This window comes from Aeromonas sp. TS_SC_11 (genome assembly GCF_057318915.1).
Genome location: NZ_CM170470.1, coordinates 443,348 through 457,383, shown reverse-complemented (window position 1 = coordinate 457,383; position 14,036 = coordinate 443,348). Strand labels below are relative to the sequence as shown.

Below are 14,036 nucleotides of genomic sequence, written 5' to 3'. Positions count from 1 at the left end.
CACTCACTTCCTGACGAGATCTCTATGCGAATTCTTACACTGATCACTGCCCTGCTGGCGGTGAGTCTGCCTGTCCGTGCCCTCGAGGTGCTGACCACCATCAAGCCCCTCGGCTTTATCGCGGCCGCGATCACCGATGGCGTGAGCGAGCCCAAGGTACTGTTGCCGACTGGTGCCTCTCCCCACGATTTTGCCCTGCGCCCCTCCGATATTCGCAGCATCAACGGCGCCGATCTGGTGGTGTGGGTGAGTCCCGAGCTGGAAGGTTTCATGGCCAAGCCGCTGGCCAAGCATCCTCACGTGCTGACCCTTACCCAGGTTGAAGGGATGCCGCTGTTCAATTACGCAACTCAGGCGAGCCATGACAGTCATCATCATGATGCCGATGAGCACGACCATGCTGCCCATGATCACGCAGACCATGACGGACACGAAGGGCATCATCATGAAGGGGTGGACCCGCATATCTGGCTGGGGCCGACCCAGGCGCTGGTCATCGCCAGCGCATTGAGCGAAACCTTGAGCGCCCAGGATCCGGCCAATGCCGAGCGCTATCGTGCCAACCTGCTGATCTTCAAGGGCAAGGTGGATGCCAAGGACAAGCTGATTGCCGGGCAGATGAAGGCGGTGAGCCAGAAGGGCTATTTCGTGTTTCACGAGGCCTATGGTTACTGGGAACGTCACTACGGCATGAGCTCCAAGGGGCACTTTACCGTGAGCCCGGAGCGTCGCCCTGGCGCCAAGACGCTGGTCGATATCCGCAAGGCGCTGCAGGAGAAACAGGCGAGTTGCATCTATGCCGAGCCGCAGTTCTCGCCGGCAGTGATCGAGTCGGTCGCCCGCAATACCGGTGCCAAGGTGCTGCTGTTGGACGAGGTGGGTGAGCAGGTGCCGCTCGGGCCGGATGGCTATCCGCAGTTCATGCAGCAACTGGCCGATGCCTTCGCCCAGTGCCGCTGAGCCAGGGCGGGTTGATCGATAGGGCAACCGTAGCCAACTATACTGACCTTCATCATCTGACATGGAGTGTCTCGTATGAAATGGCTGCTCATTCCCACCAGCACGCTGGCGTTGCTCTGCGCCAGCGTGCAGGCCTCTCGCCTCTCCGAATATATTGCCAGCCCTGAACTGCGGGCAAAATTGCAGGAGGTCTATGGTGGCAGGGCGATCCAGCGGGCCGAGGCGTTCTCCCGTTTGCTGTCACCGAGGGCTGGCACCACGGATCAGCAGAAAATAGAGCTGGTGAACAACTACTTCAACAACCTGACCTACAGCGAGGATCCCAGACTGTGGGGAGATGAGGATTATTGGGCCAATCCGCTGGAGTTCATCGGTGCCCGAGGTGGGGATTGCGAGGATTACAGCATCTCCAAGTACTACACCCTGATGGAGCTGGGGGTGGATGAGAAAAAGCTGCGGCTGGCTTATGTCAAGGCGGTGAAATACAACCAGTTTCACATGGTGACGCTTTATTTCCCGACTCCCAAGTCTGACCCTATGGTGCTCGACAACATCAACAGCCGGATCCTGCCTGGTAGCCAGCGGACCGATCTCATCCCTGTTTACAGCTTCGATGCCAAGAGCATCTGGATCATGAAATCCCGCCGTGAGGGAACTCTGGCGGGCAGTGCTGACCGGTTGGCGCAGTGGACATCGATGAAGACCCGTTTCTCCAGCGAGCAACTGCGCTCTCCCCGTCGTCAGTTATAGTTTTCCCGCTGTTTTCAGCTCCTCGAAATATTTGGCTGCGCCCGGGTGCTGTTCGATGCTCAGCACCGGGCCTGTCTTGTTGCGCGCCTTGTGAAACAGGTTGGCGTAGCCATAGGTTTGTTCGTTGAAGTTGGTCTGCTGGGTCAGCATGGCCCTGGTCAGGCGATAGACATCGGCCTCTGGCGTAGCGGCATTGGTCACCAAGGTCGCCGCGATGGCAAAGGTGGGGGTCGCTTTCAGGTTGCCGGGATAGATGCGAGCCGGCACCTGACTGCGCTGGTAGTACTTGACCCCCTTGATCAGTTGCTCCCGCAGCGTTCCCTCAATCGGCAGAAAGCGGATGGCGCAGCGCTTGGCGGTATCGAGCACGATCCGGTTCGGGTGGCCCATCACCAGGCCATAGGCATCTATCTGTTTGCTGCAGAGTGCATCGACCAGATTGCCTGCACTCTTCAGATCGAGATCCTGCTCCTTTGCACCCAGCAGGTCGAACAGCGCCAGCGCCGTCTGGCGGGTACCCGAACTCTTCAGCCCCATGTCGATGGGAGCCAGCTTGAGTTGCTCCAGGCTGGTGATATCGCCATCGGCCCGCACCACTATGGTGAAGGGTTCTGCATGAGTGGCAAACAGGGCTCTCAGCTCGGGTTGAGGCTGGCTGACATAGGGACCCAGCCCCTTGCTGGCCTGATAGAGCCAGTCCGATTGCACTAGGGCGTAGCTTGTCTGGCCAGCCTGCAATTGGCGAAGATTCTCGATGGAACCTGATGTGGCCTGCGGCTTGCATTGCAGCTCGGGGTCACTCTTGTTGGCCAGTCGGCAGAACTCTCTGGCGACCTGATGATAGATCCCCTGCTCACCGCCGGTGGCGAGGGTAACGGGGTTGGCCAGCAGCGGCCACAGCAGGGCGAGCAACGACCAGGTTCTGTTCATGATGCCTCCTTGCTGGCATAGCCATCGATACCCCAGGCGCGCAGGGTATTTATATCCTGGATCTTGCTGGCTTCAGCCAGCAGGGTGTAGCCCGAACTGTGCAGGCATTGAGCGACCAGATTCCAATAGAGGGGATCCTGTGACGGCTGGCAGCTGATGAAGACGGGATTGATGGGGTCGAGCTGGTTGAAGATGTCGTTGGTCATGGGAATGGCGCTAAATGCCATCTCGACGCCCTGTTCCTGCAAGGTAGCGAGCCGTTCCTCCCCGAGAGGCGGGAAGCTTGCCAGATCCCAGCGCCAGTCGAGGGTCTTTCCCTTTGCTTTGGCCAGTAGCGGCGCAAATTGTGTCCAGTCGGCATGATTGAGCAGGCTGAGGGGCAGTTGCAGCCCTTCCGCCGGATTGCGGAGCCAGAGTTCAAGCAGGTGCTGGATTTCGTCCGGCGAGCTCTCCTGTGAGGGGGAAATGGTCGGGACAAGGCGGCTGTAGAGGCGGATCTTGCCCTGGGTGGAGAAGAAATATTGTTGTTGCATGCCCTCTTCTTCGTCCATCAGCCCTTGCAGCGGAAGCTCAGCTGTCACTGCCTGCTGCTTGCCAAGCTGGGTGACCTTGAGCCTTTGTTGCAGCAGGTCACGCTTGCGCTCGGAGACCAGCTGATTGACCGAGATGACCAGCTCCTTGAGGTCCTGCAGCCAGGGGGATTCCAGGCTGCCGCTGAACTGGCGTTTGCGGATCCTGACCAGTTGCTGGTTGATCTGCTCGAGGGGGCGAAGCAGACGGCTGCACACCCAGGAAATCACCAGAGTGAATACCAGCAAGCCGGCGAGCAGGGCCAGTCCGGTACGGCTGATGGCATTCCACAGATGCTGATAGGCGTAGCCGGTATGTCCTTCCAGGGTGAGGGTGCCCAGCATGCGCCAGCCATCGGTCAGTTCCTGCTCAATTTTGACTGGCGGCATGTCGATAACAGAAGGGAGCCAGCTTGGTACGTTCTGCTGCGCTGTGTGGAAGATCTTCTGAAACAGCGGCTGACCGTCAGGATCCAGCAGGGTGACCGAGCTGACAAAACCGCCGTCAAACATGGCATTGACGATGGTTTCTGCCAGCACCTTGTCATCGTTGAGCAGGGTACCTTGCAGTACCAGCCCGAGTGCCGTGATGGCCGTTTCAAGATTGGCTGACATCTGGTCGAGGATGGATTGACGTACCGTGGTGACTTCCAGCATGAACAGCAGGGCGGCACCGATAACGAACAGGATCAGGATGATTCGGTTTAACAGTTTTGCTAACGACATATCCACTCCATGGAAAAGTTATCGCAACATCATGAAACCTTGGGTCAAACACGATCGGACCCGGTTCTTAAAAATAGGAAAAAATAGTTAAAAAAGACGATCATTTCTGCCCATAAGGGAATGTTATGCATAAAATGTGAGGTTCATGCAGATTGGTATGAACTTATTGTGAGTATTTAGGTCAAACAATCAGTTTTATACGGTTTTATAACAATCAGACCGACCACTAACACCCATTGAATCTAATGACAGGATAGCGGATGAAACGTCTCCGTCCCTTGGTAGCACAGGCTGCCAATTGGGAACCCCCGGTTCCCCGCAAGCATTTTTATGCCATGTTACTGCTCACAGCCATGACGCTGTCAGCGGTAGCCATATTGCCAGCCCCAGGTGACATCCTGGAGCGGCCATTGCGTCTTGAGTTGCCGATTGCGACCCATGGCACAGCAACCAACGAAGACAATACCGACTTTAACGACATCCCGGATCATGAGCTGGTGGAAGCGGCGACCCCGGAAGATGACATCCCGACCGATTCCACCCCCCAGTGGCAGGATTATCGGGTTCGCAACGGCGAAAATCTGACCACCATCTTCAACAATCTGGGACTCTCTACCACCACCCTCTACAAGGTGCTGGATGCGGACAGCAAAAACAATCTGGCCCGCCTCAAACCTGGCCAGACCATAGAGTTGCTGATCGATCAGGACAACATACTGCAACAGATGAAGATTCGTCTGAATATTAAGCAGACCCTGGTCCTGGAGCGCACTGACGATACTTACAGCGCCAACATGCTCAATGAAGAGGTGGAGTGGCAGCAGAAGAGTTATGACGGTGTCATCAACGGCAGTTTCTATGTGAGTGCCCGCAATGCGGGGATCCCGGCCAGCCATATCCAGAAGATTGCCAACCTGTTCCAGTGGCGGCTGAATTTCGCCAAGGATTTGAAAAAGGGCGACAAGTTCAGGGTGCTGGTTCGTCAGGAGACGGTCGAGGGCAAGAGCACGGGCAACACCCAGCTGCTGGGCGTTGAAGTGTTCAATCAGGGCAAGGGCGTCTCGGCCTGGTTGTCCGAAGATGGCAACTACTATGACGGCCAGGGCAACAGCCTGGAGCGCGGCTTCCGCCGCTATCCGACCCACAGCCGCTATCGGGTGAGCTCCAGTTTCAACCCGAACCGCCGTCACCCCATCACCGGCCAGGTCCGCCCCCACGAGGGCACCGATTTTGCCTTGCCGGTGGGCACGCCTGTATTGGCTACCGGCGACGGTGTCGTACTCAAGGCGACCAGTCACCCACTGGCCGGTACTTATGTGGTGATCAGGCACGGTCGTACCCTGATGACCCGTTATCTGCACCTGAGCAAGTTGCTGGTGAAAACCGGCCAGAAGGTGAAGATGGGTGACAAGATTGCGCTCTCCGGCAACACGGGCCGGTCCACCGGTGCTCACCTGCACTATGAGGTGCGGATCAACAACCGCCCGGTCGATGCCATGAAGGTCAAGTTGCCGATGGCGGAGCCGCTCTCCGGCAAGGCCAAGCGCCAGTTCCTCGCCAAGGTAAAGAGCTATCGCAAGGAGATGGAGGCAGGCTGAAGCCGGTTTCCAGCCAAATAGAAAAGGCCCCGCCACATTGGCGGGGCCTTTTCATTGGTGTCATGGGCGTATCAGTAACCCTTGTCGAAGTCTATCTTGCCATCCAGCGGCTGGCCGTCGATGAAGCGGATGTAGTTGCGCACGAAGATCTGGGCCACATCATCGGGGAAGCTGTAGGCGCTGTTGTGCGGCGTGATGATGAGGTTGGGCTGGCCCCAGAGCGGACTGTCAGCGGGCAGGGGCTCCTGCTCGAACACATCCAGCACCGCCATGCCCAGCTTGCCGGTACGCAGGGCAGTGAGCAGATCGCCTTCGTTGATGGCATTGCCGCGACCGACGTTGAACAGAATTGCGCCCGGCTTGCAATGCTCGAAACGAGATGCGGTGAACAGATGATGGGTCTCGCGGGTGGCGGGCAGGACGCTGACGATGACATCGGCCTGGGCCAGCATCTTGTTGAGTGCGGGTAGCTGATACACCTGATCGAAACCAGCGCGCTCGCGGCCGCTGCGGCTGATGCCGAGCACCTTCATGCCAAAGTGTTTGCCGGTGTGGGCTATGTGCTGGCCTATGCTGCCTGTGCCCAAGATCAACAAGGTGCGTCCCTTGAGCCCCTGATAGGGATGACTCTGCCACAGTCGCTGTTTTTGCTGTTCCCGATAGAGTGGCAACTGACGCATCAGGCTGAGCAGGTGGCCGAAGACATATTCGCTCATCAGCGGGCCGAAGATGCCGCGCACATTGGTGAGCTGGTAATCGCGGCGGCAGCGAGCATCCAGCAACACATCGACCCCGGCATAGGTGGACTGAAACCAGCTCAACTTGTTGGCCTTGGCCAGCAGCGGCTTGGCACGTGCCGGCTCGGCCATCAGGATATGGGCTTCCCCGATCAGTTTCTCGGCATCGCTCTGGTTGTCGGCTCTCAGAATGCGCAAATGGGGGAGGTGAGCCGCCTTGAGCAGACGCTCGTAGTGCGCGTTGTCCTGGCTGAGCAAAAGAAGGGTACGTTGACTCATACTCTTGTTCCTTATCAGATTTGCGGCGTGGGAGAGAGGCCGCTCTGTCTTCATCTTACCCGAGTTGATCGGGCAAGATAGTCGACCAGGCCGCTTTTTCGTTTTCGTGCGGCCCCTCGTGGGCTACAATCTGCCCCACATTTTGCAAAGGATCCGACTCCAGTGTTTGGTGACAAGTTTTATAAGCGACTGGCCGAGCTACAGCCTTGGCAACAGACCGTCTACACCCTGGCGCTGGCAGAGCGCATGTACCCCAACTATGCGTTGTTTGCCCAGGCGTCCGGCTTTGGTGATGCGAAGGCTTTTCGACACGCGCTGGATCAGATGTGGAACTACCTGACAGTGAAGGGATCCCGCGTCAATCTGGGGGCTATCCTGGAGGCGTTTGAAGTTTACATTCCGGAGCCCAGCAAGTTTGAATCCTATGGTGCCTATCCGGCGCTGGATGCCTGCGTGGCACTCGGCAGCGCCTACAACTCGGTGATCTGCCGGGTCGGTGAAGAGGCCGAAGATGCCAGCCATGCCTCAGTGGGAACCGTGGCCGGTTTCATCGAGATGCTGGAAGAGCGCGAGCTGACCGAAGAGGAACTCTACGAGCACGAGTACATCGAGGCCGAGCTGGAGTTTCAGGTTGAGCTGCTCAAGCGGGTGGCCCACGAGCGTGACAGTGACCGCATCCTGGCGATCAAGGTATTTGCAGCCCAGGACGGTGTGTCCAACATCGGCATCAGCCTGGACGAGTGATACAGCCACTGGATCTGTAGAAAACGTCTCCATAGAAAAAAAGCTCCCGTCGGGAGCTTTTTTTATGCCCGTACCCTTTTCATGCCCGTTCTTCGGTGAGCGGCCGAACGCTCAGTACGGGAGCGGCATCTATCGCGTCGGCATTCATCATCGACGAGATGCGCTGCAGGGAGGAGAGCAACAGGGTCTGCTCCCAGACTTCCAGTGCCTGAAAGCGCTGGATGAAACGCTCTTGCAGCGGGGTTGGCGCCTGGGCCAGCAGGGCTCTGCCTGCGTCAGTCAGTGTCGCGTGAACCTTTCGCTTGTCGGTTTCACTGCGAATGCGCTGTACCAGCTGGCGGCTCTCGAGACGGTCCATGATGGTGGTCGCAGTGGCCTGACTCATGTTGGTGTGGTCGGCCAGCTGACGCATGGAAATCTGTCCCAGCTCGTTGATCCCCTTGAGCAGCAAGAGCTGTGGCGACGTCAGCCCGGCTTCCTTGATCAAGCGCTTGGAGTGCATATCGACGGCACGAATAATCTGGCGCAGTGCAACCAGCACTTCATCATGTTTTTCCATGGGTGTGAGTCATTGCAGGGCTGTTGAGAGGCGCGAAATTCTCCGCCTAATTCGTGACAAGGTCAATATGGTTTTTGCTGTAATCATTTCTGCTCTAATGATTTTTGTGTTAGGTTATCGGGCATTTTCTGAATATCAACCCAATAATCGAGGAGCGAGATGATGAATGACTATCTGGACATCAAGTCTCTGGTTGCCGATCTGCGCGTGGTCAGAGTCCGTTATGAACTGCCTGATACCTCGGCATTCGTGCGTTATCAGCCCGCCTATGAAGAGGACCCCAATACCCTCAAGGTACACCACTATGATGGTGAGCTTCCCCTCTCCTGTAGTGAGTCAGGTGCTTTCAACCTAAAGGAGTTGGTGAACGAATTGCGCTATGCCTATGTGCTGGTCCACCTGTTCCCTGACGAGAGTGCCATGAACTTCTACCTGACCGGCCTCGATACCGGCCTGGCTCAACTGGAGTTCATCGGTGGATCCTACGATTTCAACCGGCTCTGGATCACCAGTGGTATCTCCAATCTGGGTGTGCCCATGGCCATCTTCCTTGGCAAGCGTCACGCCGTGAATGGCCAGCCTTCCGTCACCCTGGTGGATCATCGTGAACTGGCCGCAGGTCGTATGGTCTATCGCGCCATCGGCGGTGCAGGCGAGCATGTGGGTGAAGACTTTTTCAACAACGACTAAGGAGGCCCGATGAGAGCAACCAAAGGGCTATTGAAAGGCCTGAACCCGACCATGGCCATGACGGCCCTCACCGTCATCACCCTGTTCCTGCTGTTTGGTGTATTTGTGCCCGAAACGGCAGCTGCCTGGTTTACCGGCGCCAAGGATCAGATCATTGCCGGGTTCAAGTGGTACTACATTCTGGTGGTCGCCCTGTTCCTGTTCTTCGCCGTCTATCTGATGTTCAGCCGCTTTGGCAGCATCCGCCTGGGTGACGACGATCAGGTACCGGAGTTCGGCTACTTTGCCTGGTTCTCCATGCTGTTCAGTGCCGGTATGGGCATAGGTCTGGTGTTCTGGAGCATTGCAGAACCCATGAATCACCTGCAGGGCAACCCCTTCATCACCGAAGGGATGACGCCGGAGGCGGCCCAGATTGCCATGCGGCTGACCTTCTTCCATTGGGGTCTGCACCCCTGGGCCATCTATGTGATCGTCGGCCTGTCGCTGGCCTTCTTCAGTTATCGCCGCAAGTTGCCCCTGGCCATTCGCTCCGTGCTTTACCCCATTCTCGGTGAGCGCATCTACGGCTTCTGGGGTCATGCCGCCGACGTGCTGGCGGTGTTCGGTACCGTGTTCGGGGTGGCGACCTCCCTCGGCCTCGGCGTCTCCCAGATGAATACCGGTCTGAACCAGATGTTCGGCATGGCGGTGTCGCAGTCCAATCAGCTCTGGCTCATCGGCGGCATCAGCCTGATCGCGACCCTGTCTGCAGTCTCCGGCGTGGGGCGCGGGGTCAAGCTCCTCTCCGAGCTCAACATCTGGCTGAGCGTCTTCGTGCTAGGCCTCTTCCTGGTACTGGGGCCGACCACCTACATACTCAACGCCTATGTGCAGAACATCGGTGACTACCTGCAAAACATCGTCAAACTGAGCTTCTGGACCAACACCGAAGCCAACGGCACCTCGGCCTGGCAGTCGAGCTGGACCGCGTTTTACTGGGGCTGGTGGATCGCCTGGGCACCGTTTGTCGGCATGTTTATCGCCCGCATCTCCAAGGGCCGTACCATACGTGAGTTCGTGCTCGGCGTGTTGCTGGTGCCCTCCCTGCTCGGCATGTTCTGGCTGACCGTGTTCGGCGGTACTGCCATGAACCTGGAGCTGTTCGGCGGCGGTGGTGTGGTGGCGGCGGTCAATCAGGACGTGACCCTGGCGCTCTACCAGACGGTGGAGCTGCTGCATTGGGACACCTTCGGCTGGATCGCCAAGGCGGTACTGACCCTGCTGATCTGCACCTACTTCATTACCTCCAGCGATTCGGGCACCCTGGTCATCACCACGCTGCTCTCCATCGGCGATCAGGATCCTCCCGTGTTGCACCGTGCCATCTGGGGCCTGGGGCAGGGGCTGGTCGCCGCTATTTTGCTGGTGTCCGGTGGATTGGCAGCCTTGCAGGCGGCCAGCATCATAGCCGCACTGCCGTTCTCGGTGATCATGCTGGCCATGTGTTACTCCCTGGTGCTGGGGCTCAAGCAAGAAAGTCAGCATCAGTTCGAGTATCGACAGAAGCTCAAGCGTCACCCCGGCTCGGTCAACCTGAGTCTGATGGATCGGATAGGTCCGGGCTGATGACCTGAGAGTCAAACCGTGCAAAGTAAAAGGGGAACCGTGAGGTTCCCCTTTTGTATGCTGCTGTAGTCGGCTGGCGGTTAGAGCATCTGCTTGAGGCGATAGACGAGATCCAGCGCCTGACGAGGAGTGAGCTCGTCCGGCCGTACCGCTTCCAGCTCATCCACTACAGGGTGGGATTGGGGCAGCAGCGGTATGGGGGCAGGGCGAGCTTCCCCTGTGGCCAGGGGCGTGGCGCTTTCGAGCTCCGCCAGCTTGTGGCGAGCCTGATTGATCACCGACTTCGGCACCCCCGCCAGCGCCGCCACTTGCAGGCCGTAAGAGCGGCTGGCCGCGCCTTCCTGCACCGCGTGCATAAAGGCGATGGTGTCGCCGTGCTCCACCGCATCCAGATGGACGTTGGCCAGCCCCTCCATCAGCTCCGGCAGCCGGGTCAGCTCGAAGTAGTGGGTGGCGAACAGGGTATAGGCGCCAATCTTGCTCGCCAGCTGCTCGGCGCAAGCCCACGCCAGGGAGAGCCCATCGTAGGTGCTGGTGCCGCGGCCAATTTCGTCCATCAGCACCAGACTGCGGGCGGTGGCGTTGTTGAGGATGTTGGCGGTCTCGGTCATCTCCACCATAAAGGTTGATCTTCCCGATGCCAGATCGTCCGACGCCCCGATACGGGTGAAGATGCGGTCGATGGGGCCGATGCGGGCGCTGTCGGCGGGCACGAAGGCGCCGATGTGGGCCAGCAGCACGATCAGCGCGGTCTGGCGCATATAGGTCGATTTACCGCCCATGTTGGGGCCCGTGATGATCAGCATCCGCCGCTCCCGCTCCAGCCGGATCGGGTTGGCGATAAAGGGATCGCTCATCACCTGCTCCACCACCGGATGACGGCCCGCCTCGATCAGGATCTGATCCTCGTCGATCAGGGTGGGGCAGCGGTAGTTCAGGGTCTCGGCCCGCTCGGCCAAGTTGGCCAGCACATCCAGCTCCGCCAGCGCGGACGCCGACTCCTGCAGATCGCCGAGGTGGGGCAGCAGGGTGTCGAGCAGCTCTTCGTAGAGCCGTTTCTCCAATGCCAACGCCTGAGCCTGGGCGGTGAGCACCTTGTCCTCGTATTTTTTGAGCTCGTCAATGATGTAGCGTTCGTTGTTCTTGAGGGTCTGACGGCGGATGTAGTGGGCCGGTACCAGATGGCTGTTGGCGCGGCTCACCTCGATATAGAAGCCGTGCACCCTGTTGTAGCCCACCTTGAGGGTGTTGATGCCGGTCAGCGCCTTCTCGCGCTCCTCGATGCGGGCCAGACTGGCGGTGGCGCCGTTGGCCAGATCCCGCAGCTCGTCCAGCTCCTGATTGAAGCCGTCACGGATGACGCCCCCATCGCGGATCAACACGGGCGGTACCTCCATCACTGCGCGCTCCAGCAGGCTCAGCAATTCGGGGAAGGTGCTGGCCCGCTCGGCCAGTTGCTGTACCGCTTCGTGCCGGTTGTCCGCCAGCAGGCGCTGCAACTCTGGCAACTGGGCAAACGCCTGACGCAAGCGAGTGAGGTCGCGGGGGCGGGCAGAGCGCAAGGCGAGGCGAGCCAATACCCGTTCCACGTCGCCGACCTGGCACAGCAGGGCGCCCAGCTCGTCATAGAGGTTCTGCTCGATCAGCTCCTTGATGGTGCTCTGGCGACCTTTCAGGATCACCCGATCGCGGATTGGCTGGTGGATCCAGCGCTTGAGCAAACGGCTGCCCATGGGGGTGGCGGTGCGATCCAGCACTTCGGCCAAGGTATTTTCATAGCCGCCCGCCAGATTCTGGGTCAGCTCCAGGTTGCGGCGGGTGGCGGCATCCATGATGACCGCATGGTCCGGCTGCTCGAGGCGCACGCTGCGGATGTGGGGCAGGGCGGTGCGCTGTGTATCTTTCACATACTGCATCAGGCAGCCGGCGGCGCACAGGGCTGTCTCGCTCTTGTCGACCCCAAAGCCCACCAGATCCTGAGTGCCGAACTGCTGGCACAGCAGCTTGCGGGCTGTGCCCAGTTCAAACTCCCATTCGGGACGGCGGCGCAGGCCGCGGCGGCCCTCGACGTGCTGCAAAAACGCGAAGGATTCGGGATAGAGCAGCTCGGCCGGGTTGGTGCGTTGCAGCTCCGCCAGCAGCGTCTCTTCCTTGTCGAACTGGTTGATGAAGAAGCGGCCCGAGCCTATGTCCATGGTGCCGTAGCCGAAGCGGCGGCCATCGTGATAGACGGCGGCGATCAGGTTGTCCTGTCGCTCCGAGAGCAGCGCCTCGTCGGAGACGGTCCCCGGGGTGATGATGCGAATGACCTTGCGCTCCACCGGCCCCTTGCTGGTGGCGGGATCCCCCACCTGCTCGCAGATGGCGGCAGATTCGCCGAGCTGTATCAGCTTGGCCAGGTAGCCTTCGATGGCGTGATAGGGCACCCCCGCCATCGGAATGGGGTTGCCCGCCGACTGGCCGCGCTTGGTCAGGGAGATATCGAGCAGCTGGGAGGCCTTGCGGGCATCGTCGTAGAAGAGTTCGTAGAAGTCACCCATCCGGTAGAACAGCAGTATCTCGGGGTTCTCGGCCTTGAGGCCAAGGTATTGCTGCATCATGGGGGTGTGCTGCTGGATGTTTTCTAGGTTAATCAATGTGCATCCACCATTAAGTCGTTGTTTTTGAGCTGTGTTGTCATCTGGCATCGGGTCTGTGATGTGCTGTTTTTCCACGGATGAGCGTCTGGAATGAGAGGCTCGATGAGGCGATCATCCGGGGGTACATTGGGTCCGGTGCGCGTCAGCCCGGGTGGCAAAGCGTCACACCACAACCAGGGCCACGAGTTGGTGCCAATCTTATCATCCCTGCCGCGGCAACAAAGGCCATGCATTCACAAAATCATCCGGACTACCCGCAACAGGGAAAATGCCAAAAACAGAGTGCAGAGATAGTGCAGGCATATTGATCATTTCAACTATTCTTGTATAGTTGAATCCATTCCATGGGTTGAGGGATTTCAAATGCACAAAGATGTGGCCACCAGGGTGTTCGAGTCTCTCGCATCCGGTATCCGTCTCGATGTATGGCGCTTGCTGGTCAAGGCCGGGTTGGAAGGGAGGGTGGCCGGTGAGCTCGCTGGCGAGCTCGACATTGCACCGAACAGCCTCTCGTTTCACTTGAAGGCCCTGCTTCACGCCGGACTGGTATCGGTGGAGCAGGAGGGGCGTTTTCTGCGCTATCGCGCCAATATCCCCCTGATGCTCGATTTGATCGGTTATCTCACCGAGGAGTGCTGTGCCGGTCACCCCGAAGCCTGTGGCGTGATGCGGGCCGAATCCGGCTGCTCGCCCCATGTATTGCCCGAGCAATCTTGCTGCAATAAGGAGTAATACCATGTCAGTTATCCAGATTTTCGATCCGGCACTGTGCTGTGCCAGCGGTGTGTGCGGAACCGAGGTTGAACAGCGCCTGGTGAGCTTCGCCGCCGACCTCGCCTGGGCCAAGGGGCAGGGGGTTGCCATAGAGCGATTCAATCTGGCCCAGCAACCCATGGTGTTTGCCGAGACAGCGGCGGTGAGTGCCTTTCTTGTCCACGCGGGGGAGGAAGGCTTGCCACTGGTGCTGGTAGAGGGTCAGGTGGTGCTGACAGGCCGTTACCCCAGCCGTGCAGAGTTGACCCGTTATGCCGGTCTTGCGCCACTGAACGCGGCTGAAAGCGGTGGTACAGACATCCATGATGCTGAAGCCAATCCGCCAGCAGCCGGGCCGGGCAAAGCGGGCGCCATCAAAGGGATCGTCAAGGGTGGATGCTGCTCCGGCAGCAGCGGTTGCTGCTAATCGTGACCCTTTAGTTGGCCGCATCCCTGCCGCCTGCGGGGTTGATTGCCTTGTTCTGCCTGATAGG

General features: G+C 58.9%; 13 protein-coding genes. 8 read left to right on the top strand and 5 right to left on the bottom strand.

The window, feature by feature from the left end; genetic code table 11:
* Positions 1–24 precede the first annotated feature (24 nt).
* Both znuA and AC1P02_RS02065 read left to right on the top strand, forming a co-directional pair.
* The gene (gene znuA / locus AC1P02_RS02070; RefSeq protein WP_485183857.1) at positions 25–960 is read left to right on the top strand and encodes a zinc ABC transporter substrate-binding protein ZnuA; all 936 of its coding nucleotides are present in this window, start codon (positions 25–27) and stop codon (positions 958–960) included.
* A gap of 75 nt (positions 961–1,035) precedes the next feature.
* Positions 1,036–1,710 carry a transglutaminase-like cysteine peptidase gene (locus tag AC1P02_RS02065; protein WP_282789633.1) on the top strand — a complete coding sequence of 225 codons (675 nt, stop codon included), beginning with the start codon at positions 1,036–1,038 and terminating at the stop codon, positions 1,708–1,710.
* On the opposite strand, the gene AC1P02_RS02060 is transcribed toward AC1P02_RS02065, so the two are convergent.
* Together AC1P02_RS02060 and AC1P02_RS02055 are read right to left on the bottom strand one after the other, a co-directional pair.
* The gene (locus AC1P02_RS02060) at positions 1,705–2,640 is read right to left on the bottom strand and encodes a TAXI family TRAP transporter solute-binding subunit (RefSeq protein WP_485183854.1); all 936 of its coding nucleotides are present in this window, start codon (positions 2,638–2,640) and stop codon (positions 1,705–1,707) included. The genes AC1P02_RS02065 and AC1P02_RS02060 overlap by 6 nt on opposite strands.
* Entirely contained in the window at positions 2,637–3,935 is a 1,299-nt protein-coding gene (locus AC1P02_RS02055; protein ID WP_485183852.1) for a LapD/MoxY N-terminal periplasmic domain-containing protein, read from the bottom strand. The genes AC1P02_RS02060 and AC1P02_RS02055 overlap by 4 nt, the downstream gene beginning before the upstream one ends.
* A 260-nt stretch (positions 3,936–4,195) precedes the next feature.
* Here AC1P02_RS02055 and mepM point away from each other — a divergent pair, with 260 nt between their 5' ends.
* Positions 4,196–5,533, top strand: a complete 1,338-nt coding sequence (gene mepM / locus AC1P02_RS02050) for a murein DD-endopeptidase MepM (protein ID WP_005313809.1) — start codon at positions 4,196–4,198, stop codon at positions 5,531–5,533.
* Positions 5,534–5,604: 71 nt separating this feature from the next.
* On the opposite strand, the gene AC1P02_RS02045 is transcribed toward mepM, so the two are convergent.
* Complete coding sequence (locus AC1P02_RS02045; protein ID WP_005313807.1) at positions 5,605–6,549, bottom strand: D-2-hydroxyacid dehydrogenase; 945 nt, start codon at positions 6,547–6,549, stop codon at positions 5,605–5,607.
* Between the two features lie 162 nt (positions 6,550–6,711).
* Here AC1P02_RS02045 and AC1P02_RS02040 point away from each other — a divergent pair, with 162 nt between their 5' ends.
* Complete coding sequence (locus AC1P02_RS02040) at positions 6,712–7,293, top strand: YjaG family protein (RefSeq protein WP_021139694.1); 582 nt, start codon at positions 6,712–6,714, stop codon at positions 7,291–7,293.
* Between the two features lie 79 nt (positions 7,294–7,372).
* Here AC1P02_RS02040 and AC1P02_RS02035 read toward each other — a convergent pair whose 3' ends face one another.
* Positions 7,373–7,852 (bottom strand): MarR family winged helix-turn-helix transcriptional regulator, encoded by a 480-nt coding sequence (locus AC1P02_RS02035; RefSeq protein WP_485183849.1) that lies wholly within the window; start codon positions 7,850–7,852, stop codon positions 7,373–7,375.
* Positions 7,853–8,014: 162 nt separating this feature from the next.
* Here AC1P02_RS02035 and AC1P02_RS02030 point away from each other — a divergent pair, with 162 nt between their 5' ends.
* Positions 8,015–8,542 (top strand): hypothetical protein, encoded by a 528-nt coding sequence (locus AC1P02_RS02030; RefSeq protein ID WP_485185410.1) that lies wholly within the window; start codon positions 8,015–8,017, stop codon positions 8,540–8,542.
* A 9-nt stretch (positions 8,543–8,551) separates the two neighbouring features.
* Complete coding sequence (locus AC1P02_RS02025; protein WP_005313800.1) at positions 8,552–10,150, top strand: BCCT family transporter; 1,599 nt, start codon at positions 8,552–8,554, stop codon at positions 10,148–10,150.
* 80 nt (positions 10,151–10,230) lie between these two features.
* On the opposite strand, the gene mutS is transcribed toward AC1P02_RS02025, so the two are convergent.
* Positions 10,231–12,786: a DNA mismatch repair protein MutS gene (gene mutS / locus AC1P02_RS02020; RefSeq protein ID WP_485183846.1), complete on the bottom strand. Its 2,556-nt coding sequence runs from the start codon at positions 12,784–12,786 to the stop codon at positions 10,231–10,233.
* A gap of 366 nt (positions 12,787–13,152) precedes the next feature.
* Here mutS and AC1P02_RS02015 point away from each other — a divergent pair, with 366 nt between their 5' ends.
* Positions 13,153–13,521 carry an ArsR/SmtB family transcription factor gene (locus AC1P02_RS02015; RefSeq protein ID WP_021139691.1) on the top strand — a complete coding sequence of 123 codons (369 nt, stop codon included), beginning with the start codon at positions 13,153–13,155 and terminating at the stop codon, positions 13,519–13,521.
* A 4-nt stretch (positions 13,522–13,525) separates the two neighbouring features.
* On the top strand, positions 13,526–13,969 hold the full coding sequence (gene arsD / locus AC1P02_RS02010; RefSeq protein ID WP_485183844.1) for an arsenite efflux transporter metallochaperone ArsD: 444 nt from the start codon (positions 13,526–13,528) through the stop codon (positions 13,967–13,969).
* Positions 13,970–14,036 lie beyond the last annotated feature (67 nt).